This is a genomic window from Truepera sp. (assembly GCA_032027045.1).
GTDB lineage: Bacteria > Deinococcota > Deinococci > Deinococcales > Trueperaceae > JAAYYF01.
This window is the reverse complement of sequence record JAVSMU010000001.1, coordinates 2,891,016-2,912,088: the sequence shown is the minus strand read 5'-3', so window position 1 is coordinate 2,912,088 and position 21,073 is coordinate 2,891,016. Positions and strand designations below refer to the sequence as shown.

The 21,073-nt window shown below is 66.0% G+C and carries 18 protein-coding genes; 15 read left to right on the top strand and 3 right to left on the bottom strand.

The window, feature by feature from the left end:
- Nucleotides 1–155: 155 nt before the first annotated feature.
- Nucleotides 156–1,322: an NAD(P)/FAD-dependent oxidoreductase gene (locus tag ROY82_13145; protein ID MDT3683408.1), complete on the bottom strand. Its 1,167-nt coding sequence runs from the start codon at nucleotides 1,320–1,322 to the stop codon at nucleotides 156–158.
- Nucleotides 1,323–1,425: 103 nt separating this feature from the next.
- Between ROY82_13145 and ROY82_13140 the strand changes: the two genes are divergently transcribed.
- Nucleotides 1,426–2,061 carry a TetR/AcrR family transcriptional regulator gene (locus ROY82_13140; protein ID MDT3683407.1) on the top strand — a complete coding sequence of 212 codons (636 nt, stop codon included), beginning with the start codon at nucleotides 1,426–1,428 and terminating at the stop codon, nucleotides 2,059–2,061.
- 162 nt (nucleotides 2,062–2,223) lie between these two features.
- On the opposite strand, the gene ROY82_13135 is transcribed toward ROY82_13140, so the two are convergent.
- The gene (locus ROY82_13135) at nucleotides 2,224–2,778 is read right to left on the bottom strand and encodes a YceI family protein (GenBank protein ID MDT3683406.1); all 555 of its coding nucleotides are present in this window, start codon (nucleotides 2,776–2,778) and stop codon (nucleotides 2,224–2,226) included.
- 210 nt (nucleotides 2,779–2,988) lie between these two features.
- On the opposite strand from ROY82_13135, the gene ROY82_13130 reads away from it, so the two are divergent.
- Both ROY82_13130 and ROY82_13125 read left to right on the top strand, forming a co-directional pair.
- Nucleotides 2,989–3,339 (top strand): helix-turn-helix domain-containing protein, encoded by a 351-nt coding sequence (locus tag ROY82_13130; protein ID MDT3683405.1) that lies wholly within the window; start codon nucleotides 2,989–2,991, stop codon nucleotides 3,337–3,339.
- Between the two features lie 66 nt (nucleotides 3,340–3,405).
- Complete coding sequence (locus tag ROY82_13125; GenBank protein ID MDT3683404.1) at nucleotides 3,406–4,317, top strand: VOC family protein; 912 nt, start codon at nucleotides 3,406–3,408, stop codon at nucleotides 4,315–4,317.
- Nucleotides 4,318–4,456: 139 nt separating this feature from the next.
- On the opposite strand, the gene ROY82_13120 is transcribed toward ROY82_13125, so the two are convergent.
- Entirely contained in the window at nucleotides 4,457–5,458 is a 1,002-nt protein-coding gene (locus ROY82_13120; GenBank protein ID MDT3683403.1) for a Gfo/Idh/MocA family oxidoreductase, read from the bottom strand.
- A gap of 517 nt (nucleotides 5,459–5,975) precedes the next feature.
- Here ROY82_13120 and ROY82_13115 point away from each other — a divergent pair.
- From ROY82_13115 to ROY82_13060, 12 genes are all read left to right on the top strand, one after another.
- Nucleotides 5,976–7,184 carry an ABC transporter ATP-binding protein gene (locus ROY82_13115; GenBank protein ID MDT3683402.1) on the top strand — a complete coding sequence of 403 codons (1,209 nt, stop codon included), beginning with the start codon at nucleotides 5,976–5,978 and terminating at the stop codon, nucleotides 7,182–7,184.
- Nucleotides 7,185–7,217: 33 nt separating this feature from the next.
- A complete protein-coding gene (locus ROY82_13110) occupies nucleotides 7,218–8,294 on the top strand; it encodes an extracellular solute-binding protein (protein ID MDT3683401.1) in 1,077 nt (358 codons plus the stop codon).
- A 40-nt stretch (nucleotides 8,295–8,334) separates the two neighbouring features.
- Complete coding sequence (locus ROY82_13105; protein MDT3683400.1) at nucleotides 8,335–9,951, top strand: iron ABC transporter permease; 1,617 nt, start codon at nucleotides 8,335–8,337, stop codon at nucleotides 9,949–9,951.
- Between the two features lie 212 nt (nucleotides 9,952–10,163).
- Nucleotides 10,164–11,030 carry a nitrilase-related carbon-nitrogen hydrolase gene (locus tag ROY82_13100; protein ID MDT3683399.1) on the top strand — a complete coding sequence of 289 codons (867 nt, stop codon included), beginning with the start codon at nucleotides 10,164–10,166 and terminating at the stop codon, nucleotides 11,028–11,030.
- A 262-nt stretch (nucleotides 11,031–11,292) separates the two neighbouring features.
- Nucleotides 11,293–12,495 (top strand): ROK family protein, encoded by a 1,203-nt coding sequence (locus tag ROY82_13095; protein ID MDT3683398.1) that lies wholly within the window; start codon nucleotides 11,293–11,295, stop codon nucleotides 12,493–12,495.
- Between the two features lie 43 nt (nucleotides 12,496–12,538).
- Entirely contained in the window at nucleotides 12,539–13,750 is a 1,212-nt protein-coding gene (locus tag ROY82_13090) for an extracellular solute-binding protein (protein ID MDT3683397.1), read from the top strand.
- A gap of 40 nt (nucleotides 13,751–13,790) precedes the next feature.
- Nucleotides 13,791–14,690 carry a sugar ABC transporter permease gene (locus ROY82_13085; GenBank protein MDT3683396.1) on the top strand — a complete coding sequence of 300 codons (900 nt, stop codon included), beginning with the start codon at nucleotides 13,791–13,793 and terminating at the stop codon, nucleotides 14,688–14,690.
- Nucleotides 14,690–15,523, top strand: a complete 834-nt coding sequence (locus ROY82_13080; GenBank protein MDT3683395.1) for a carbohydrate ABC transporter permease — start codon at nucleotides 14,690–14,692, stop codon at nucleotides 15,521–15,523. Before ROY82_13085 ends, ROY82_13080 begins: the two co-directional genes overlap by 1 nt.
- 139 nt (nucleotides 15,524–15,662) lie before the next feature.
- Nucleotides 15,663–16,736, top strand: coding sequence for a glycoside hydrolase family 15 protein (locus tag ROY82_13075; GenBank protein ID MDT3683394.1), 1,074 nt, complete (start codon nucleotides 15,663–15,665; stop codon nucleotides 16,734–16,736).
- On the top strand, nucleotides 16,733–18,478 hold the full coding sequence (locus tag ROY82_13070; protein ID MDT3683393.1) for a glycoside hydrolase family 66 protein: 1,746 nt from the start codon (nucleotides 16,733–16,735) through the stop codon (nucleotides 18,476–18,478). The genes ROY82_13075 and ROY82_13070 overlap by 4 nt, the downstream gene beginning before the upstream one ends.
- 157 nt (nucleotides 18,479–18,635) lie before the next feature.
- Nucleotides 18,636–19,151, top strand: a complete 516-nt coding sequence (locus tag ROY82_13065; protein ID MDT3683392.1) for a hypothetical protein — start codon at nucleotides 18,636–18,638, stop codon at nucleotides 19,149–19,151.
- Nucleotides 19,152–19,397: 246 nt separating this feature from the next.
- Nucleotides 19,398–21,053, top strand: coding sequence for a discoidin domain-containing protein (locus tag ROY82_13060; GenBank protein MDT3683391.1), 1,656 nt, complete (start codon nucleotides 19,398–19,400; stop codon nucleotides 21,051–21,053).
- The last annotated feature ends 20 nt before the right edge of the window (nucleotides 21,054–21,073 follow it).

Sequence of the window (21,073 nt, the reverse complement as noted above, 5' to 3'; positions counted from 1 at the left end):
GGCCGTCAGGTCGAAGTTCGTTCCGGCATAAGACCCCTTGGTGCACCCTCCTCCAGTTGTCATCGTTCTTGACCTAGAATCCCTACCTGTGTCCTGAACGCCGTTCCGCAAGCGCCAAGGTCCGGACCACGGCTTCGGCGGTCCGTCAACACGATTCACCTCAAGACGTTTCGATCCTCACTTGAATCTTGCGAGCCGTGGCGAGGCCGGAAGCCGCGGCGTTCGGCTACTGGACCGCGGTTCGAGGTCCGCTGTTGGACCAGGCGGTCCACCACGATGGCGGCATCGCGTCCGACGCCACCCAGCAGGACCGAGGTCAGCCCTACCTGGAACGGGACGCCGACGAAAGCGAGGCCCTCCACGTTCTCGACCAAGCCGTATGGCGCCCGTGGCCAGCCGCGTTCGTCGAAACTGACCCCTGGCACGTCGATCCACGAGAAGTCCGGGGCGTACCCGGTACACCACACGACCACATCGGCGTTAACCAGTGATCCGTCGGCCAGCACTGGGCGGCCCTCGGTTACCGAAACCACTCGCGGCACCCGCTTTACTCCGGCCGCCTCGACCCGTGACGCCGAGATGCGGATGAGCGGTGCGCCACTGGCCACTATCTTAGGCGCGGCCTTGCGGCCGATCGGAGTCCGGCGGGTGAGCACCCGGTGAATGAAGTGCCAGTAGAGCTCCCCGGCCACCTTGAGGACCGGGTCGGGGATATGGAAGGTGGGCTCTCCGGAGATGGAAACCGTGCGGCCTGCCAGCGCGAGCTCTTCGGCGATTTCTGCGCCCGAGGTTCCAAAGCCCACGACCAGGACCTCGCCAGGAGGCACCGAGTCGGGAGACCGGTATGCGTGGCTGTGTAGCTGGCCGATGTGAGGATCGAGCGACTGTGCCAAGGCAGGCACGTGAGGCAGTTGGTTGGCTCCGGTAGCTACCACCACGGCTCCGGCAATAATCGATCCCTGCGACGTGAGCACTTCGAAGTGGCTGCCAACTCGTGTAAGCCGCGTTACCCGGACACCGTTGCGGACCGGCAGCGAGAAGCGGTCGACGTACTGGCTCAGGTAGCCAGCGACCTCATCCTTGGCCGGAAACGAGCCCGGAGGGGCCGGGAACGGCATGCCCGGCAGCCCGTCGTGGTGAGCCGGGGTAAAGAGTCGGAGCGAATCCCAGCGTTGCCGCCACACGTCTCCCGTCCGTTCGCTGGCATCGAGCACGACGAAGTCGGCTCCTGCTCGCATCAGGTGGTATGCGGCTGCCAGCCCGGCTTGACCGCCACCGATCACGATCACGTCATGGTTCTCGACAGATTCCAACTCAGCCATCTCTCGCACTCCTCGTGTCAGGACCGCAGGCCCGAACACCTACCGAGCCGACTGGCTCTTGATTAGAGTTTGACTCTAATGGCTAGAATGGTATGCTAACGACATGGCCGGAGTCAATACCCAAGAACGTAGGAAGCAACAGGCGGAACAGACACGAGCAGCCATCGTCAGCGCGGCCGCCGAACTGTTCGCCGAACATGGCTACGCCGGCACGACGATTCAGAGCATCGCGTCCAAGGCGGGTGTCGTGGTTCAAACAATCTACAACTCGATCGGACCGAAGAACAACGTGCTGTCGGCCGTGCTGGACCAAGCGGCGGCAGGGCCGGAGGCACCAAGAACGGTGCCTGAGTTCATGCAGGAGCGGACCGACGCCACCCGCGATGCGGCCGGGCTGATCGGAGTACTCGCGGACTGGTTCGCGGAGGCGCAACCGCGCACCGCCGAGGTTCACCGCATCATCCACCAGGCCGCCGCCCATGACGAAGCCATCGCCGAACTCGAAGAACGTCGGTCCGCGCAACGGTTCCGGAACTACCTGCAGGCCGCCCAACAGCTGGCCACGCGCCCCGGTTCGGTGGCACTGCCCAGTGAGGAGATCGCTGCCACGATCTGGAGCATCGGTCATCCGCAGGTGTACCGCTTCCTAACCGAAAGCGCCGGTTGGGATCTCGAGCGCTACCGCAACTGGGTGGAGCGGTCGCTCGTCTCAGCTCTGACGGAACCTAGCGCAAGTTAAGGGCGTAGGCCGCAAGGTTCCCGCTGCGGCCTACGCCCTTCGAATCTATTCGGTGTGGCTGCCGGAGCGCCGGGCCGTCTCGGCCTCGGCCCGGCGAGCGCCCCCGTCTAACGAGGGCCTCAGCCGATCGCGCGCCCCCTCACGGCCTGCCCCCTCACGGCCTCAGCCGGCGGCGACCATCTCCTTCTCGGCTTCCTTCTCGGCGGCGATCCCCTGCAGGTCGAGGGTGAAGCGCACTTCCTCGCCTACGAGCAGCGCACCCGCCTCGAGCACTTGGTTCCAGCTCAGGTCCCAGTCCTTGCGGTTGAGCTTGCCGTTGCCCCCGACCGCCACGCGCTTGTTCCCGTAGGGGTCGATGATCGGCTCCTGCGCCTCCAGCTCGAAGGTCACGGGCTGCGTTACGCCACGCATGGTGAAGTCGCCGGTGACGCGGTAGCGGCCACTCCCGCTCGGCTCGATCGCCGTGCTGGCGAAGCGGATCTCGGGGAACTGTTCCGCGTCCAAGAAGTCGGCGGACCGCAGGTGGGCGTCGCGCTTGGGCTCGTTGGTGTCGATGCTGGTCGCATCGATGACGGCCTCGACGCGCTTGAGGCGGCCGCCTTCGTCGCTCTCGACGTCAGCCGTGAACTCATTGAAACGGCCGCGTACCGTGGCGAACCCCATGTGACGGACGGCGAACTCTACGCTGCTATGGGCTGTATCCAGGTTCCACTTCATATGCACTCTCTCCTCTTCCGGCGCGCTGCTCCACCAGTGACCCGAAGAGTCCCCGACGTTCTGAGGCTGCGCTCGAAATGCTGGGCTGTTTGCGTGCTGCTTGCGCGTTGCTCTCACCGGGTGCTTCCCCCGGCATGGCTACACCATATCTTATAGCACCCCATAAAGTCAAGCACTCCATGAATCGGCGCGCTCTGCTATACTGACCGCATGGCGAGCGTGGAGCACGACTACTGCCCCGTGTACGCATCCATAGACCTGCTACAGGAGAAATGGGTGTTGCACATCGTGCGCTCGTTGCTAGAGGGCGAGCACGGCTTCAACGAGTTGGCGCGGGCGGTCGGCGGCGCCAACGCCACCACCTTGTCGCAACGCCTCGAACAGTTGGAGAGGCTCGGTCTCGTGGCCAAGACGGTCGAGTCGATCATGCCGCCGCGCACCCACTACCGCCTCACCGACTCGGGCCGGGAGCTCGAAGCCGTGATAGACGCCATCGACCGCTGGGGCCGGGCCCACATGAAGCAAGGCGACTCCGCCACCGCGGCGGCGGGCACCACCTGAGGGCGAAGGTGGCGGACCCCCTGAGAGCGAAGGTGGCGGACCCGCCTGAGAGCGAAGGTTTCGCTTGTGAACGGCGCCACTAACATCGGCATCCCACCCACCGGCTATCGGCTACCCGTCACCACCAGGCTCGGACCCGTCCACTTGCAGGTCAGCGACCTAGTGCGCTCCCTCGAGTGGTACGAACGCGTCCTCGGCCTGCGCGTCGCCGAGCGCCGCAACGGCACGGCAACGCTCACCGACCAGGCCGGCACGGCAACGCTCACCGACCAGGCCGGCGCCACGACGCTCGTCAAACTTCGCGAGCGTGCCGGAGCCCGTCCCGCGCGCCGCCGCCTTGGCCTCTATCACTTCGCAATTCTGCTCCCCGAGCGCGCCGCCCTCGGCGCCTTCCTGCGTCACCTCCGCACCCAGGGGGAGGCCGTGGCTGCATCGGATCACCTCGTCAGCGAGGCCCTCTATCTCGACGACCCGGACGGTCTCGGCATCGAGGTCTACGCCGACCGTCCCCGCGCAACCTGGCAGGCCTCGAACCGCGAGATCGTCATGGCCACGGGGCCCCTCGACGAGAGTGGCCTCGCCCGCGCGGCGCTGAACACCGCCTGGAACGGCGTTCCCACAGGCACGACGATCGGGCACGTTCACCTGCACGTCGGCGACCTGGCCCAAGCCGCTAGCTTCTACGCAGAAGGGCTGGGCTTCGACCGCGTGGCGTGGAACTATCCTGGCGCCCTCTTCCTCTCGGCCGGGGGCTACCACCACCACCTCGGCGTCAACGTCTGGGCCGGGAACGCCGAGCCCGCGAACGACGACGAAGCGCGCCTGCTCGACTGGAGCCTCGTGCTGCCCACGCTCGACGATGTCCGGGCTACTGCCGCGAGCCTCGAAGCCGCAGGCTACGCCGCACAGGAAGTCGGCGGCGGCGTGGTAACTGCCGACCCGTGGGGCACCAACCTGCGCATCCTGGCGGACGGCTGACTCCTAGCCGGTCTAACTGCGGATCAATTCAGACCGAGCTGCCCCGCGCCCTCACGCGCAACCACCGGAACTAAGAGAACCACCGGAACGGACAGAGGCGCCGAGACCCGCGGCCGCTCGCGCCCCGCGAGCCAGGCGCCTACCCGGGCCCCACCTCTACCCAGGTTCCCACTTCGGCGCTGCGGAAGACTGCATCGAGCACTTCCATGTTGGCGACCGCGTCCTCAAGGGGCGTCGGAACCGGCGTGTCGTCGAGGATCGCTCGGGACATCGCCTCGCCCTGAAGTGTGTAGTGGTCGGCCCGATCGAACACCATGCTCGTGGTCTCGTTGCCACGCTCGAGGACGGTGCTGGTGGGGCCGCCGAGCGGCGGGTTGAACGGTATCTCGATCTCGAGCAGGCCTTGCGTGCCGACGGCCAGGACGCGCTGGAAGGCCTCTAGCTGCGTGCCGCAGGTGAACGTGGCGGTGCCGGCGGGGCCGAAGTCGAGGATGGCCGACGCGAGCCTGTCGACGCGGAAGTCCGGGTCGAACTCGACCGTGGCCACCACGCGTCGCGGTTCGGTGCCGAACAAGAAGCGTGCGACGGAAACGTTGTAGGAACCGATATCCAGCAGACCGCCGCCCCCCAACTCGGGCCGGTTGCGGATGTTGTCAGGGCGCCGGTTGAAGTACGAGAAGAACGAATGCACCGTGCGCAACTCGCCCAACACGCCGCCCCGCACCTGCCGCAGCGCCTGCTGCCATTGAGGATGGAAGCGGTACATGAGCGCCTCCATCACCTTGAGGTGCGGGTGAGCGCGTGCGGCCTTCAGCAACGTTCGCGCTTCCTCAGCGTCCATGGCGATAGGCTTCTCGCACAGCACGTGCTTGCCGGCCTCGAGCGCTCGCACCGCCCAGCGCACGTGCTCGCTGTTGGGCAACGGGATGTAGACGGCGTCAACGGCCGGGGCCGCCAACAGCTCCTCGTAGCTGCCGTACGCAACCGGGATGCCGCGCGCCTCGGCCGCTGCCTTGGCCCGAGCCAAATCGCGGCTGGCGATCGCCACGACGTCGATCATCGCGCTCTTCTGCATGGAGGGGACGACGATGTCGACGCCGATCCAGGCGGTGCTCATTACGCCCCAGCGAACGGAACCCATGGCTAAGCTCCCTCCCGTGGTCGGAACCTTTTGCCGGCAAGCCGAGCGTACGCCAAGGCCGGTCTTGGCGGCGACCATCGTTGTGCGGCCAGGGTAGCGCTTCGGCACCGAGGGCGCGGCAATTCAACTGGCCTATACAAGCATTCGGGCTCGACATCGTTCGCGCATGACAATTTTGGGCCCGGCACCGCTGGAGTCCTGGACTGGTCGAACCCGGGACTGCTCGAACCCGGGACCGCTCGAACCCGAGACTGCTCGAGCCCGAGGTTGCCCGAGCCCTACCCCGTCACGTCCTCACGATCCCTCTGCAAACCCCTTGACGCGCCCAACCAGCCCGTAGCACACTAGGAAGCGTGATCTTGACTAATTTACTCAGGATTAGGAGTTTCCGCGCTGGAAGCGCTTCTGTTAACGGAGCGGCGCCTAAGCTGCGCCGGCAGAGGGCAGTCGGACACGTGAAACCCCGACTCCTCGAGCGTAACCCCGTCGGCGGCTTCCGCCACACCGGCGCTGCCATATGAGCATCGGTTCACAAGCGGTGGCGGACGCACCCATGCCTGGGCACGGGCCAAGCGGTCGGCCGGCCGGCGCGCACGCGGACTCGACGGTGCTCACCGTCAGGGGCGTCAGCAAGACCTTCTCCGCGCGGCCCGCGCCGGTGCGCGCGTTGCGCGAGGTGGACCTCGAGGTGGTGGCCGGTGGCCTCACCGCCATCCTCGGCGCCTCAGGCTGTGGCAAGACCACGCTGCTGCGCGTCATCGCCGGCTTCGACAGGCCCGACTCGGGTGAGGTGCGCCTGGGCGAGCGCGTGCTTACCGCCGCCGGCGTCCACGTGCCGCCGGAGCAGCGCGGCATCGGCATAGTGCCTCAGGAGGGAGCGCTGTTCCCGCACCTGAACGTGGCGCAGAACGTCGGCTTCGGCCTGAGTGGCTGGGGCCTCGGCGCACTTTCGGGCCGGGCGCGGCGTCAGCGCGCGGCGCGCGTGGCGGAGTTGCTCGAGCTGGTGGGACTCCCGGACCACGGCACCCGCCGGCCGGACGAGCTGTCCGGCGGGCAGCAGCAACGCGTGGCGCTGGCGCGCGCGTTGGCGCCAAAGCCGCAGGTGGTGCTCCTCGACGAACCGTTCTCCGCGCTAGACGCCGGCTTGCGCGCCGAGCTGCGCGAGGAAGTCCGCAGCCTGTTGCACCGCATCGGCACCACCGCCATCCTGGTCACGCACGACCAGGAGGAAGCACTGTCGCTGGCCGATCACATCGCCGTCATGCGTGACGCGCAGGTGGTGCAGGCCGACTCGCCCCGCGGCGTCTACGTCACCCCGGCCGACGCCGAGGTGGCTGCGTTCATCGGCGAGGCGGTGCTGCTACCAGGGAAGCTCGCGCCTCGGCACGCAACCAACGCTCCGAGCGTCGAGTGCGCCCTTGGTTGCATCGCCGTCCAGGCGGGCGGCGTCGGTCCGGGCTTCCATGGGGCGTGCATGGTGATGCTTCGCCCGGAACAGCTGGAGTTGGCCGACGTGGGCGTCCCGGCCCGCGTGGTGGCCACCAGCTTCTTCGGGCACGACAGCGTGGTGCGGTTGCGCCTGGGCGCGGACGGTAGCGGCGCACCGGTCCAGGTCCGCATGCAAGGGCACGCGCTACCCGCGATCGGCGACATCGCCAGGGTGCGCGTCGTCGAAGGAGCCACCGGCTGCATCGCTGCCGGGACAAATCAAACTGCCGTGTCCTGAGAACCGGACACGTCCCAGTAGGAGGAACCCCCCGTGAACTTCGCTAAAGGAACCCCCCGTGCCACGCGTCTGCCGTCGTTGGCGCGTGTAGGCCTGCTCGTGCTGCTCGGCGCAGCGCTCGTCTCCGCCCTCGCGCCCGCCTTCGCGGACGGCGCTGCTCAAGCCGGTTCGTCCACCAACGTCACGCTTACGGTCTACTCCGGCCAACATGAGTCCCTCGGGGAGGCGCTCGCGGCCGCGTTCGAGGCCGAAACGGGCATCAAGGTCGCGGTGCGCTCCGGCAAAGACGCCAACCTCGCCAACCAGCTCCTCGAGGAGGGCGCTCGCTCGCAGGCCGACGTCTTCATCACCGAGGAACCCGGGCAGCTCGCGGCTCTTGACGAGAAGGGGCTCCTCGCGCCCGTCGATCCGGCGACGCTCGCACAAGTAGACCAGCGCCTCAACCCCGACAGCGGCGATTGGGTCGCTTACGCCGCGCGCTCGCGGGTCATCTTCTACAACCCGAGCCTCATCTCCGAAGACGAGCTGCCCAGGAGCATCCTCGACCTGACGGATCCGGCGTGGAAGGGCAAGTTCGCCTACGCACCCAGCGGCGCGTTCGTCAGCACCGTCACGTACCTCATCACCTCCATCGGCAAGGAACGGACGCGTGCCTGGCTGGAGGGCATCAAGGCGAACGGCGTGAACCTGCAGAAGAACGGCGCCGTCCGCGACGCCGTCGAGGCGGGCCAGATCGCCTTCGGCCTGAGCAACCACTACTACTGGTACCTGCTGGCCGAGAAGCAGGGCGGGCCCGACAAGCTGGCCTCCAAGGTGCATTTCATGGATAACGGCGACGCCGGCGCGCTGCTCCTTAGCTCGGGCGCCGCGGTCTTGAAGACCAGCACGCACCAAGCCGAGGCCCAACGCTTCCTCGCCTGGCTCACCGACCCCCAGGGCGGTCAGCGGATCATCGCGACCACCACGCCGCAGTACCCGCTGGCGCCGGGCGTAGAGAGCACGATGGGCCTGAAGCCGCTGAGTGAACTGTCGCCGCCGGATGTCGATCAGGGAAGCTTGGGGGGCGTCGACGAGGCCCGTGACCTGATCATCGCAACCGGGATCATCTGATAGCGAGAAGGGCGACGGCGTGATGGCCTTCGAGCCCTAGATGACCCCAGAACCCGAGGCTCGCGCCGGGCAGCACCGCCGGCCACGAAGCGCCAAGCCGCCGTTGGCGCTCGTGGTTCCGGCGGTGCTCGTCGCGCTACTGGCGCTGACGCCGGTCGGCTACCTGTTCTTCCGGGGGGGCATGAGCCTCCCCCGGCTGCTGCACGAGCTGTCCAGCCCGACCACGGGAACGCTGATACGCCACACGCTCCTTCTCGCCGTCGGCGTAACGCTTGCCAGCATCGTGCTGGGCGTCTCGCTGGCGGTGCTGGTGGTGCGCACGGACCTGCCCGCCAAGCGCTTCTGGACGGTGCTCTTCGCCTTGCCGCTGGGCATCCCGGCGTTCGTCACCTCCTACACGTGGGTCGCGGCCGGCTACGAGTTCGCGCCGCGGTCCACCTTCATCTACGGCCTACGCGGAGCCATCATCGTGCTCAGCCTGGCCCTCTACCCCTACGTCTACCTGCCGGTGATGGCGGCACTGCGAGGCCTCGACCCGGCGCAAGAGGAAGCAGCGCGCTCGCTGGGCGCCAGGCCGTTCCTCGCCTTCTTCCGCGTGACCCTGTCGCAACTCCGCACCGCCATAGCCGGGGGCTCGTTGATCATCGCGCTGCACATGCTCGCCGAGTTCGGCGCGCTCGAGCTTCTGCGCTATCAGACCCTCACCACCGCCATCGTGCAGCGAGTCACCGTGCTGAGTGCGCCGGAGGCCGCCCGCGCGCTCTCGGTGGTGCTGGCCGTCGGGTCCCTCCTGTTCCTTGCGGCTGACGCCTTCTTGCGGGGCCGATCGACCCCCACCCGCATGGGCGGCGGCGTCGCTCGCTCCGCCGTTCCCTGGCGACTGGGGCGCACGAAGGCGGTGTGGCTAGGCGCCTGCGTGCTGTTGACGATCTTCGCGTTGGGTGTGCCGCTCTACTCGATGGTGACCGGCCTCGCCCGCCTCGTCCTCGCCGGCGGCGCCGGCTTCGACTGGGCGCGCCTCGGGAGCGCCGCACTAGACACCGCGCAGTACGCCGTCGCCACTGCTTTGGTAGCCAGCGTCGTGGCGATTCCGGTGAGCTTGCTGGCGGTGCGCTACCCGGGTTGGCTGGCGACCCTAACGGAACGCTCCACCTGGATCGCGCACTCGTTACCGGGCGTGGTGGTGTCGCTGGCACTCGTCTACCTGTCGGTGCGCTGGCTCACGCCCTTCTACCAGACCAGCGCGCTCCTCGTCGCGGGCTACATCATCCTCTTCCTGCCAATAGCCGTGGGCGCGCAGCAGGTCGGCATTGCCCACGCCTCGCCCCAGTTCGACAAGGTGTCGCGCTCGCTGGGGATAGGCGGGCTGGCCACCTTCTTCCGCGTCACCCTCCCGCTGGCCCTACCCGGCATAGCCGCGGGTGCCGTCCTGGTGCTCCTAAACGTGGGCAAGGAACTCACCATGACCCTGCTCCTCCACCCAACGGGCACGCGTACGCTGGCCACGGCGCTGTGGGCCACGACGGACGGCGAGGTGCTCGACTTCAGCGCCGCCGCGCCCTACGCCGTGGCGCTCGTGGTCATCACGGCCATCCCCGCGTTCTTGCTCATACGGCAGACACTGCAGCCCTCCAGGGGCGGGGGTAGCAGGCGCTAGGCGGTTTCGCCCTTCGCGGCTGCGCCGTGGCGGCGCCCGCGCGGCCACCCACACCCCCTTCGGGCCGAACTGCCATGCAGGCATCCCTGCGGTCATGTAACGTGATACATCCGCTTGCCGGCTCCGTAAGGCCGCGCTCGACCCAAAGGAACCGGGCCAGGACAAGTTCAAGCGACCCCACCAAGGCGGGGCCGACCTCGGAGGGAGAGCACATGCCTCGAACCGTGAAAGGCGGCCTCATCCAGGCCTCCAACCCCATCCCCGGCGACGACGATCTGCACGCCATCAAGAAGGCGATGATCGACAAACATATCCCCCTGATCGAGGAGGCCGGCAAGCAGGGTGTCCAGGCCCTGTGCCTGCAAGAGATCTTCTACGGTCCCTACTTCTGTCCCTCGCAGGACTCCAAGTGGTACGAGACGGCCGAGGCCGTGCCTGACGGCCCGACCACGCAGATGATGATGGAGCTCGCCAAGCAGTACGGCATGGTGATCGTGGTGCCGGTGTACGAGGAGGAGATGACCGGGGTGTACTACAACACCGCCGCCGTCATCGACGCCGACGGCAGTTACCTCGGCAAGTACCGCAAGACCCACATCCCGCAAGTCGCGGGCTTCTTCGAGAAGTTCTTCTTCCGACCCGGAAACCTCGGTTACCCCGTGTTCGACACCGCGGTCGGCAAGGTCGGGGTGTACATCTGCTACGACCGGCACTTCCCTGAAGGCGCTCGAGCGCTGGGCCTCAACGGCGCAGAGATCGTGTTCAATCCTTCGGCCACGGTGGCGGGACTCTCAGAGTACCTGTGGAAGCTCGAGCAGCCTGCCCACGCCGTCGCCAACGGCTACTTCGTTGGCGCCATCAACCGTGTTGGCCATGAACGCCCATGGGACATCGGAGAGTTCTACGGCCAGTCGTACTTCGTGGACCCTCGCGGGCAGTTCATCGCCGAAGGCAGCCGCGACCACGACGAACTGGTGGTCGCCGACCTGGACATGGAGATGATCCGTGAGGTACGCGACCTGTGGCAGTTCTATCGGGACCGTCGCCCCGACCTGTACGGGGGCCTCGTCGCGCCCTAGGGTTCGCCACCGCCTCGGCGGCCGTCAGCGGCCTTGACGTGCCGGCTCGCCTACACCCTCGGAGGAGCTGCAGACACCACCTAAAGATCAAGCGCTGGTCGCTCCCTCGCCTAACGCTGTAGGGCATGTGGATCGGTGGGTCGTGGGTGGGTCGCGCGCGCCATCGAAGCAGTGCACGTAGGTTGGCTATTGACAAGGCAAGGTCCACCCTCTATCGTTCTATTTACTAAAGCAATGATTCTTGTGAGGTCGCGAGGAGTACATGCCGCATCCCGGCAACACCGCAACATCACGTGACGAACTCCGTCGCAGCAACCTCGCGGCGATCTTCGGTCTGATTCACCGAGAAGGTCCGATCGCGCGCAACCAGCTCGCGCGAACCACTGGCCTCAGCGCGGCCACCGTTACGTCGCTAACCGCCGACCTCATCCGTACAGGCCTCGTCTACGAGGCCGAGGAAGGCGTCTCCATCAAAGCTGGGCGCAAACCTATCCTGCTAGAGGTCAATTATGATCACGCCCACGTGGTTGGCGTGAAGCTCAGCGCTGAGACCATCACCGTCGCCCTCACCAACTTGCACGCGGAAATTCGGGCCTCGGCCCGCATCTCGCTCGAAAACCATGCCCCTGCGTCAGTTGCGGGGGTCATAGCGGACGGGGTCCGAAGGCTGGCTGAGGAAGCAGGCGTCCCGACGAACGAGCTGGTGGGCTTGTGCCTCAGCCTCCCCGGCATCGTGGACAACGAGACCGGCCGCGTACGCCACTCCCCGCTTCCGAGCTGGTCCGAGGCGCCGCTCGCCGACCTCGTCGGTAAACGCCTTCCCATGCCCGTTTCTGTCGAGAACGACGTCAACGCTCTGGCGGTGGCCGAAGCATGGTTCGGTTCCGGACGTGACCACCTGGACTTCCTTGTCGTGACCCTTGGTCGAGGCGTCGGCCTCGGGATCGTGTTGAACGGCAGCGTGTACCGAGGTCCGCTTGGGGGCGCAGGAGAGTTCGGCCATAGCGTTCTCAGCTTTTCAGTTGGCGGACACACCGAGACGGTGGAGGATCAACTCTCCGACGACGCAATCCTGCGCGAGGCGCGCCTCCGTTTCGGTCCGGCAGAGGCACCCGCCTCCATACCTGAACTGGTCGCCCTGGCAGCCGCAGAGAACCAGACGGCAAGGGACGTCCTGGCGGTAACAGGAACTACTCTAGGCGTCGCGCTCAGCACCCTCGTCAACATCCTCGCGCCCAGCCTCATCGTGTTGAGCGGCGAGAGCGCGTGTGCCGCTCCCTTCCTTCTTCCGACCGCCCGCCTGAGTCTGCGCCGACACAGCTTCGGCGACCTCGCTGACACTCTGGACATCGTCGTCGAGCCCCTGGGGGATGAGGCCTGGGCGCGCGGCGCCGCCGGCCTCGCCGCCAGCCGGTACCTGAGCAATGCCAGCATCCTGGAGGTGATCCACCAGCACACACGTTGAGCGGACAACATCGGCACCCCAAACGAGCCTAAGGAGGCCCACCATGAAACGGTTCTCGATCGTCCTTCTCGCCCTGCTCTTGACGAGCGCCGTGGCGACTGCCCAGACCGTGACCTACTGGCACACGATGAGCGACGCGGAGACAGAGGCTCTGAACCAGGTCATCTCCGACTTCCAGGCTGACAACCCTGGAATCAAGGTCAACGCCACCCGCTACGCATACGACGACTTCAAGTCTGCACTGCTCACGAGCCTCGCAGGCGGCGAGGCCCCCGACACCGCTCGCCTAGACATCATCTGGGTCCCGGAGTTCGCCAATCTTGGCGCCCTCGCTGCACTCGACACCGCGATGCCGGACTTCCAGAGCCTCGCGGACGCCATGTTCCCCGGGCCGCTCTCCACCAACAAATGGCAAGGACACTACTACGGCCTGCCGCAGGACACCAACACCCAGGTCTTGTTGTGGAACAAAGCAGGCTTCGCGGCAGCCGGCCTCGATGGGCCACCTGCAACCATGGCCGAGTTCAGCGACGATGCCTGCAAGCTCACCAACGGAGACAAGCAGTACGGCTACGCCATGGGCGGAACATATTTCTGGGCACCGGCGCCGATCTTCTACGCCATGGGCGGCCAGGTCGTCGACGAGGGGATCACCACGGCCGATGGTTACGTCAACGGCGCGAACAGCGTCGCGGCCTTCCAGATGCTGGTGGACCTCTACAACAAGGGTTGCCTGTCGCCTAACCTCCTCGGGGGCGGCATCGGCACGGCGCAAGGACACGGCACCGGCCAGTACGCGATGATCATCGACGGCCCCTGGATGGTCGACATCTACAAGGCTGACTTCCCGGACTTCGAGGTGAACTTCGCGCCAATCCCAGCCGGTCCGGACGGCACCACCAGCTCCGTGGTCGGTGGCGAGAACGTAGTGGCGTTCGCCAGCAAGAACGGGCCAAGCGAGGCAGCTCTGAAGTGGGTTCGCTACCTCGCTAGCGCCAAGGCCCAGCTCACCATCGCCAGCAAGGGGGTCATCCCGGCGCGCGCGGACCTGATCGGCAACCCTGACCTGCCGGCATACTTCGGAGTGTTCCTCGAGCAGCTCAAGACGGCCCAAGCTCGGGTGCCACATCCGAAGTGGTCCCAGATGGACGACGCCATCAACAACGCCTTCCAACGCATGTTGCGTGGCGACCAGACCGTTCAGGCTGCGCTGGACCAGGCGGCGGTCGAGATCGACGCGCTACTCAAGCAGTAAGGGAGTCCCGGGGCCCGGCCGTTCGGCCGGGCCCCCCGTCATGCGCACGCTTCGCCGAATCTTCGGTCCGCAACCGTCAGCCTGGCTCTTCTTGCTGCCGGGGCTGGCTCTGTTCACGATCTTCCTCGTCATCCCGCTGCTCTACTCGGCGCGCATCAGCTTCTACGACTGGAACATCATCGACCCCTCCCGCAGTACCTTCCTCGGATTCGGGAACTACGCGCGGGCGATCGCCGACCCGATCTTCCGTCGGGCCGTGGTCAATACCATCGTGTACGCCCTCGTCACAGTTCCGCTTCAACTCGTGCTGGCGCTGCTGGCGGCGGTCCTTCTCAACGTGCGGGTGCCGGGGCGCACCTTCTTCCGCGTGGCAACCTATCTTCCGGTAATCACCTCGTGGGTCATCGTGACCCTGGTGTTCGAGTACCTGTTCAACAGCCAAGCCGGCCTCGTGAACTACGTGCTGGTCGACGTACTGCACCTGGTCGCCAGCCCTGTACGGTGGCTCGCAGATCCGATCTTGGCCATGGTACCGCTGCACCTCTTGGGGATTTGGAAGGGCGTCGGCTGGTCGGCCATCATCCTCCTGGCCGCCCTGCAAAGCGTGCCCCGGAACATCTACGAGGCGGCCGAGGTCGACGGTGTCGGGCCGGCCCAAACCTTCCGCTACATCACGCTCCCGCTTCTGAGGCCGACCCTGGTGTTCTTGCTCGTGGTGCTGGTAATCGGGGCGCTCAACGTCTACATCTCGGGATTGCTGCTGACCAACGGTGGCAATCCGATGGGCCTGACGCACTTCGTGCTGACGCTGATGTATCAGAAGACCTTCACGAACTTGGAGTTCGGCTACGGTTCCAGCATCTCCTACATGCTGGCCGCGTTCATCTTTGTCATCAGCGTCGTGCAGATCCGACTGCTCCGCCGCAGGACGGAGTACTGATGCGTAGTCGCGACCGCCGCCGCCGCGTCTTCGTGTTCGCGTTGCTCGTGGCTGGGTTGCCGATCGTCCTGCTGCCGTTCTGGCTAATGGTCACCACCTCACTCAAGCCGCAGGCCATGTCGCTGGAGTACCCACCTCGGTTGTTGCCGAGCGTATTCACGCTGTCGAACTACAGTCGTGTGCTACGACTGGAAAGCTTCGCCCTCTACTTCCTCAATAGCTTGTTCGTGGCGGTGGTGACCACCGTGGCAACGGTGCTGATTTCCGCCCTCCTCGCCTACGCCTTCGCCCGGCTTCGCTTCCGTGGACGTGAAGTCGCCTTCAACCTGCTCCTTACCGGCATGATGATCCCGCCGGTCATGCTCATCATCCCGCAGTTCCTGGTGGCCAAGCAGTTCCATCTGCTCAACAACCTCTGGGGCCTGGTGCTCGTGTACATCAGCATGAGCCTTAGCATGCAGACATTCCTCTTGCGTGGCTTCTTCGAGGACATCCCCCACGACCTCGAAGAAGCCGTGCTGATCGATGGGGGGTCACGGTGGACCATCTTCTGGCGCATCGTATTGCCACTCTCACGCCCTGGGCTTTCCGTGGTGGCCATCTTCACCTTCCTGTACAGCTGGGACGAGTTCCCTTGGGCGCACGTTGCGATCAAGGAGACGGCCCGCCGCACCCTGCCTGTCGCGATCGCGCTGTTCCAGAACCAACACCTCACCCAATGGGGAATGGTCTTCGCGGCCAGCCTCATCGCGCTCGTCCCTGTCGTCACGATGTTCGTCATCCTTCAGCGCCACTTCATCGAGGGGATCTCCACGTCTGGGCTCAAGGGCTGATCCGCTTTCATGTCCGCTTTCAGGCGCGGACCCGCGCGCATGGAGAAGGTTCGCGGTCATCGCCGCCATCGCTCGTTGGCCGACACTTCAACGACCTAGATGCCGCGAAAACTGCCGAGAGTCGACCCTAGGAGAACGTGTGACACAACCCGACCAACGCCTCATCAAAGCCAGTCTCGCCATCATCGAAGCCGGTCAGACGAGTGAGGGTGCCTACCTGGCGGCCCCGAACTTCCCTACCTACCGTTACAGCTGGTTTCGTGACGGTTCCTTCATCGCTACCGCCATGGATGACTGGGGTCGCACAGACAGTGCGGCCGCGTTCCACCAATGGGTCGTCTCCACGCTCGATAGAGCGCTGAGCGAGCTTGGTACCGTCGTGCCCGGGCCCAGACTGGAGGCCCATCAGCGTTTGCATACGCGCTATCGGCCGGACGGAAGCGCTGGCGACGAGGACTGGCCCAACTTCCAGCTCGACGGCTTCGGCACATGGCTCTGGGCTTACGGGCGACATCGTCAAGGGGCCGCTCGCAGCCTGACGGACGTTGAGAGGTCGGTCGTGCGGCGCCTCGCCGACTATCTCTGCGCCGTCTGGTCGCAGCCAAACTTCGATTGCTGGGAGGAGCATCCCGAACTGCTCCATCCGTCCACGCTCGGCGCGCTCGTGGCCGGAATCCGTGCGGCGGCATCTCTCCTGCACGATGACGCCCTCAATGGTGTCGCCGACACCATTCGGTCCTTCGTCCTCACACACGGAGTGCTGGACGGGAGCTTCGTCAAAGATGTTGGCAGTACCTCCGTGGACGCCAACCTCTTGTGGTTACCCCTCACTTACCGCGTCGTGCCCATCACCGACGCTCTCGCTCGCGGCACCATCCGGCGCGTTCGCTCCGAACTGCAGGATCCTGACGGCGGCGTGAAACGGTACCGCGAAGACACCTTCTACGGGGGCGGGAGCTGGGTGCTACTCACAGCCGCGCTCGCCGAGGCTCACCTCGCCCTTGGCGAGCAGGCCGAGGCGGATCGGCTGTTGTGCTGGATCGAGGCGCAGGCCACGCCCGAAGGCGCCCTTCCCGAGCAGGTCGCGCAACACCTGCTGGCACCGGACCGGATACAGGAATGGAACGTCCGATGGGGAAAGAGCGCCTGCCCGTTGCTCTGGTCCCACGCCTCGTACCTGAGCCTGTCAAGGCGTTACCAGGAGCGCGTGTGAGCGGCTCCCGAACGGCTCTGGAGCAAGTCCGTGTGATCGAGGTGATCGCCGAGAAGGGAGCGTGGCAACCGGGAGAGTGCGGGCGAATCAGCGTTGTCATCCAGAACCTTGGAACGAGCTCGGCGACCATGACCTTGCGGGTGACGCTCGAGGACCAGGGCGAGGAGCGTGCCACCAGCGAGCGAACGCTAGGTCTCGAGCCGGGCACGCAGACGGTCGAGATGTTGCTGACGGCTCCATCGGTCGATGCGCGCGGATACCACCTCCGGGCAGCCCTGATGCCGCGACCCAAGGCCGACGCCGGCCCGACCGACTCGGCAACCATGGGCGACGACGATGAGTCGCCACCCCAAGCGCTCGATGCCGTCGGCGCCCTGCTCGTCATCAGCCATTGGAGCCTCGCTCCACGCTACGGCTTCCTGAGCGAGTTCGCTCCTGCGCAAGACCGCCTTGACGCCATCGCCGACCTCACCCGCTTCCACCTCACCGCACTTCAGTTCTACGACTGGATGTACCGGCACTATGAGTACCTGCCGCCCGAGGACCTCTTCACTGACGCGATGGGGCGTACCCTGTCGCTCGAAACGGTACGTCGCCGGATCGAAGCTTGCAAAGAGCACGGCATCGCGCCAATCGCGTATGGGGCGGTGTACGGCGCGGAGCGCGAGTACGCCGACGACCACGACGGCGAGGTGCTTCGAGACGCGGCAGGCGAACGCCACGCCCTAGCCGAGCGCTTCTTCATCACCGACCCCCGCCCCGGCCCATGGCGCGAGCGCCTGCTCGCCGAGTACGAGCGCGCTGTGATGGAGCTCGGTTTCGTTGGCATCCACATGGATCAGTACGGCTCCCCCAAGCGGGCGTTCGACGCCGACGGCGGCGCCGTGGACTTGGCGCCGGCGCTGCGGGACCTGATCGACGCGGCTGACGGCAAGGCACGTGCTGCCGACCCGCAGGCCCGCGTCCTGTTCAACGCGGTCAACGATTGGCCAATCGACGCCGTAGCGACCTCCCGGCAGGCCGCCGTTTACATCGAGGTGTGGGCACCGCACGATCGCTTCCGGGACCTCGCGTCGCTGGCGACGCGCGCTCGTGATCTCTCGGGCAAGCAGGTCGTGCTGGCCGCGTACTTGAACTCGTTCACGGAGGGCGGACCACGAGCAGAGGCCTCTGGCAGGCTCGCCACTGCTGTCATCAACAGCTCCGGCGCACACCATCTCCTGCTGGGGGAAGGGAACGGAGTGCTGCGGGACCCTTACTATCCCAACCATGGGCACCTTTCGTCTGAAGGGGTGGCGCGGATGCGCCGGTACTACGACCACAGTGCGGCTCTGCACCACTACCTCTTCGACCCGAAGCTGGTGGATCTGAGCCGTACGTACGCAACGGGAGCGAACGCGGAACTCGAGCTCGATGGAGCGCCCGTGTCTGCCGTACCCGAAGCAGGAGCCGTATGGCTCCACGTCACGGCCGCCGAGCCTGGGACCTGGATCCTAAATCTCGTGAACCTCCTTGGTTTGGAAAGCGAGGCCTGGAACGCGCCCCACGACGACCCGCCGGTCGTGGACGGCCTGACGTTGACACTCCTACCGTTCCTGCGGCGTGCGCGTGCAACGTGGTCGACTCCGGACAGGGCGGGTGGTCCTACGGTCCTGACGGTTACCTCAGACGGGCAAGGCCGCAGCAGTTTCGCTCTTCCACCGCTCTACACCTGGGCCACGCTGGTCATCCGCGAGGCGTGAGAGGTGCCCAGTAGCACGACATGAACTAGAACTCGACCGGCCACACCTCGTTGCGCATGCCGCACTGAAGGATTGAACTACCGAAGCTATGGTTTCCATTGGAGATGGGTGTGTTTCGTTCTAGTGACTCAACGCCCACCAGAATGGAGAACGCAGCATGTACGAAGCCTATGCTACAAACTACCGTCGTATCCCGCGCCACCGTGTCGGCATCTTGGCCGCCCTCTTGGCACTGATGGTGCTGCCCTTCTCCGTCGCGTTGGCCGATGATGCGCCCCAGGTTCTCAAGATCGACGTCGGACAGTTCTACTTCCAGCTCGCCGGGCAGGAACAGAACGCCCCCATCCACCTGCAGACCGGTGTGGATTACGAGATCCAGCTCCACAACAGCGATTCGATGATGCATGAGGTGCAGATCGGCCGCGATCCGGGCACCAAGGACGGTCACCCACACGACTACCAGACCCCACTCTTGAATGGTGTGGAGTGGAAGATCGAGACCTCGGACACGAAGGTCGAAGGCGAAACGCTGACCGAGGTAGAGCTCCAGCCCGGCGCGACCGCCAGCATATTCTTCAGCCTGCCTGCCTCGGCCGCCGGAACCTGGGAGATCGGTTGCTTCCAGCCGGGCCATTACGAGGACGGCATGCACGCCCCCGTCATCGTGGAGTAACGCCGGCCATCGCCCCGCAACCCGAGTAGCGCATCGACGCCGAGGGCGTCCGTCACCGCGGTGGTAGTTGCAATCGCGGTGGCGTTGCCCGTCGGCATCGTCTTCGTAACCTGACGCATAGTGCCGCTTGTTCCCTGCCCCGCGCTAACATGACCACACCGTAAGGCGTGGCAGCAGGGAGGGTACATGGCACCTTATCCGAGGCGTAGCAACACCTGGTCAGGTCGCCGCCCTAGCGCGGGCAGAGTGTGCTCGGCCGTCTTCGCGCTCGCCCTCGTAAGCACGCTCGTGGCCTGTGGGCCGGCCAAACCACCTCCACAGGCGCGTCCGGCGCGCATCCAGATCCGCACCATCGGCGGAGTTGCGGAGTTCTACGACACCGTGACGGGGGTGCGCTTCACCCCGCGGGGCCACAACCTGGTGGAGTTCCGGCATATCGACGACCCGGTGTTCGGCGTCGTCGACCACGACATGGTGCTCTCCCCGGCGGCGTACGATCAGGCGCACATCCGCGGCGACCTCGAGGCCATGCACGCGTTGGGTTACAACGCCGTGCGTGTGATGTTGGAGACCTGCGGGGCGCTCGATTGCATCTACCCGTACGGCGCCACCGGCCGCGTCCTGAACGCCGCCTACCTCGACAACATCGCCGACCTCTTGCAGCTCGCGGCCGACACCGACATGTACGTGTGGATCACCTCCAACACGCTGCCCGACATCGGTTACTACCTCGAGTACGGCTACAGCGGCGAGACCGCCACCATCTCGGCGGGCGAAGCCACCTTCCTCACCGCCACGGGCATCGACGCCTACCGGCAGTACCTGCAAGACCTGCTACGCGAACTCGTTGCGCGCGACGCGCGGCTAGACCGAATGTTCTCGCTGTCGTTGCGCAACGAGCACTCCTACGACACCCGTTACCTTCCCTGGACGCTCACGAGCGGCACCGTCACCCCGGCCAACGGCGACAGCTACGACATGGCGCTCCCCTCGGAGCGCAAGCGCTTGGCCGAGGACGGCCTCATCTACTGGACCGATAGGCTCACAGAGGCCGTCAAAGAAGTTGTGCCCGCGGCCCTCGTCTCCATCGGCTTCTTCCCGCCCGACGCGCCCAACCCTTGGCGGCCGGGCGATTTCAGGCTCGTGGAGACAAGCCGGGAGATCCACGAATCGACGGCGGACTTCTTCGACCTGCACGCGTACCCGGCGCCCCTCGGCTACAGCCTCGCGAAGCTCCTGGAGAACTTCGGTGCTGTCGGCTTCCAGGCGAAACCGCTCGTGATGGGCGAGTTCGGGGCGTTCCGGTCTCAGTACCCGGACGAGTACGTGGCGGCGCAGGCGATGGTCGATTGGCAGAACGACGGTTGCCAGTCGGTGTACGACGGTTGGCTCACCTGGCATTGGCATGGCGACACCATCGAGGGCCTATGGGGCAGCGAGGGCACGCCATTGGGCCAGGCGCTGGCTCCGGCGCTTCATCCCGACCCCTGCTCCCCCGTGACGGTGCCCAACCCGAACCTTGCCTACCTGCGGCCGGTGATTGCCTCCAACGCTCTGCCCGACGAGCCCGCCTCCAACGCCGTCGACGGCACGGGCGCACAGTGGGGGTCCGGCAACGACGCTCCTCAATGGCTCGAGATCGACTTCGGGGCACCGGTCGAGCTCGGCTCGGTCCGACTGACCGTGGCGCAGTACCCCGCCGGGCATACGGTCCACGAACTGTACGGCGGCGCGACGAGCCCCGCCACAAGCTTGCTGCACACTTTCAGCGGAACCACCGCCGACGGGGCCGTCTTGGTGCACACCTTCGGGACGCCGCCGACGGTGCGTTACCTGCGCGTACTCACCACCAGCAGCGTGTCGTGGGTGGCGTGGCAGGAGATCCAGGCCTTCGCGCCGTAGGCGGCGGTCCCTGAAATGCT

What these genes read in the sequence shown, in the direction of transcription:
- ROY82_13145 (MDT3683408.1), bottom strand. Translation starts at nt 1,322, where the DNA reads ATGGCTGAGTTGGAATCTGTCGAGAACCATGACGTGATCGTGATCGGT.
- ROY82_13140 (MDT3683407.1), top strand. Translation starts at nt 1,426, where the DNA reads ATGGCCGGAGTCAATACCCAAGAACGTAGGAAGCAACAGGCGGAACAG.
- ROY82_13135 (MDT3683406.1), bottom strand. Translation starts at nt 2,778, where the DNA reads ATGAAGTGGAACCTGGATACAGCCCATAGCAGCGTAGAGTTCGCCGTC.
- ROY82_13100 (MDT3683399.1), top strand. Translation starts at nt 10,164, where the DNA reads ATGCCTCGAACCGTGAAAGGCGGCCTCATCCAGGCCTCCAACCCCATC.
- ROY82_13120 (MDT3683403.1), bottom strand. Translation starts at nt 5,458, where the DNA reads ATGGGTTCCGTTCGCTGGGGCGTAATGAGCACCGCCTGGATCGGCGTC.
- ROY82_13095 (MDT3683398.1), top strand. Translation starts at nt 11,293, where the DNA reads ATGCCGCATCCCGGCAACACCGCAACATCACGTGACGAACTCCGTCGC.
- ROY82_13105 (MDT3683400.1), top strand. Translation starts at nt 8,335, where the DNA reads ATGACCCCAGAACCCGAGGCTCGCGCCGGGCAGCACCGCCGGCCACGA.
- ROY82_13090 (MDT3683397.1), top strand. Translation starts at nt 12,539, where the DNA reads ATGAAACGGTTCTCGATCGTCCTTCTCGCCCTGCTCTTGACGAGCGCC.
- ROY82_13130 (MDT3683405.1), top strand. Translation starts at nt 2,989, where the DNA reads ATGGCGAGCGTGGAGCACGACTACTGCCCCGTGTACGCATCCATAGAC.
- ROY82_13115 (MDT3683402.1), top strand. Translation starts at nt 5,976, where the DNA reads ATGAGCATCGGTTCACAAGCGGTGGCGGACGCACCCATGCCTGGGCAC.
- ROY82_13085 (MDT3683396.1), top strand. Translation starts at nt 13,791, where the DNA reads ATGCGCACGCTTCGCCGAATCTTCGGTCCGCAACCGTCAGCCTGGCTC.
- ROY82_13065 (MDT3683392.1), top strand. Translation starts at nt 18,636, where the DNA reads ATGTACGAAGCCTATGCTACAAACTACCGTCGTATCCCGCGCCACCGT.
- ROY82_13080 (MDT3683395.1), top strand. Translation starts at nt 14,690, where the DNA reads ATGCGTAGTCGCGACCGCCGCCGCCGCGTCTTCGTGTTCGCGTTGCTC.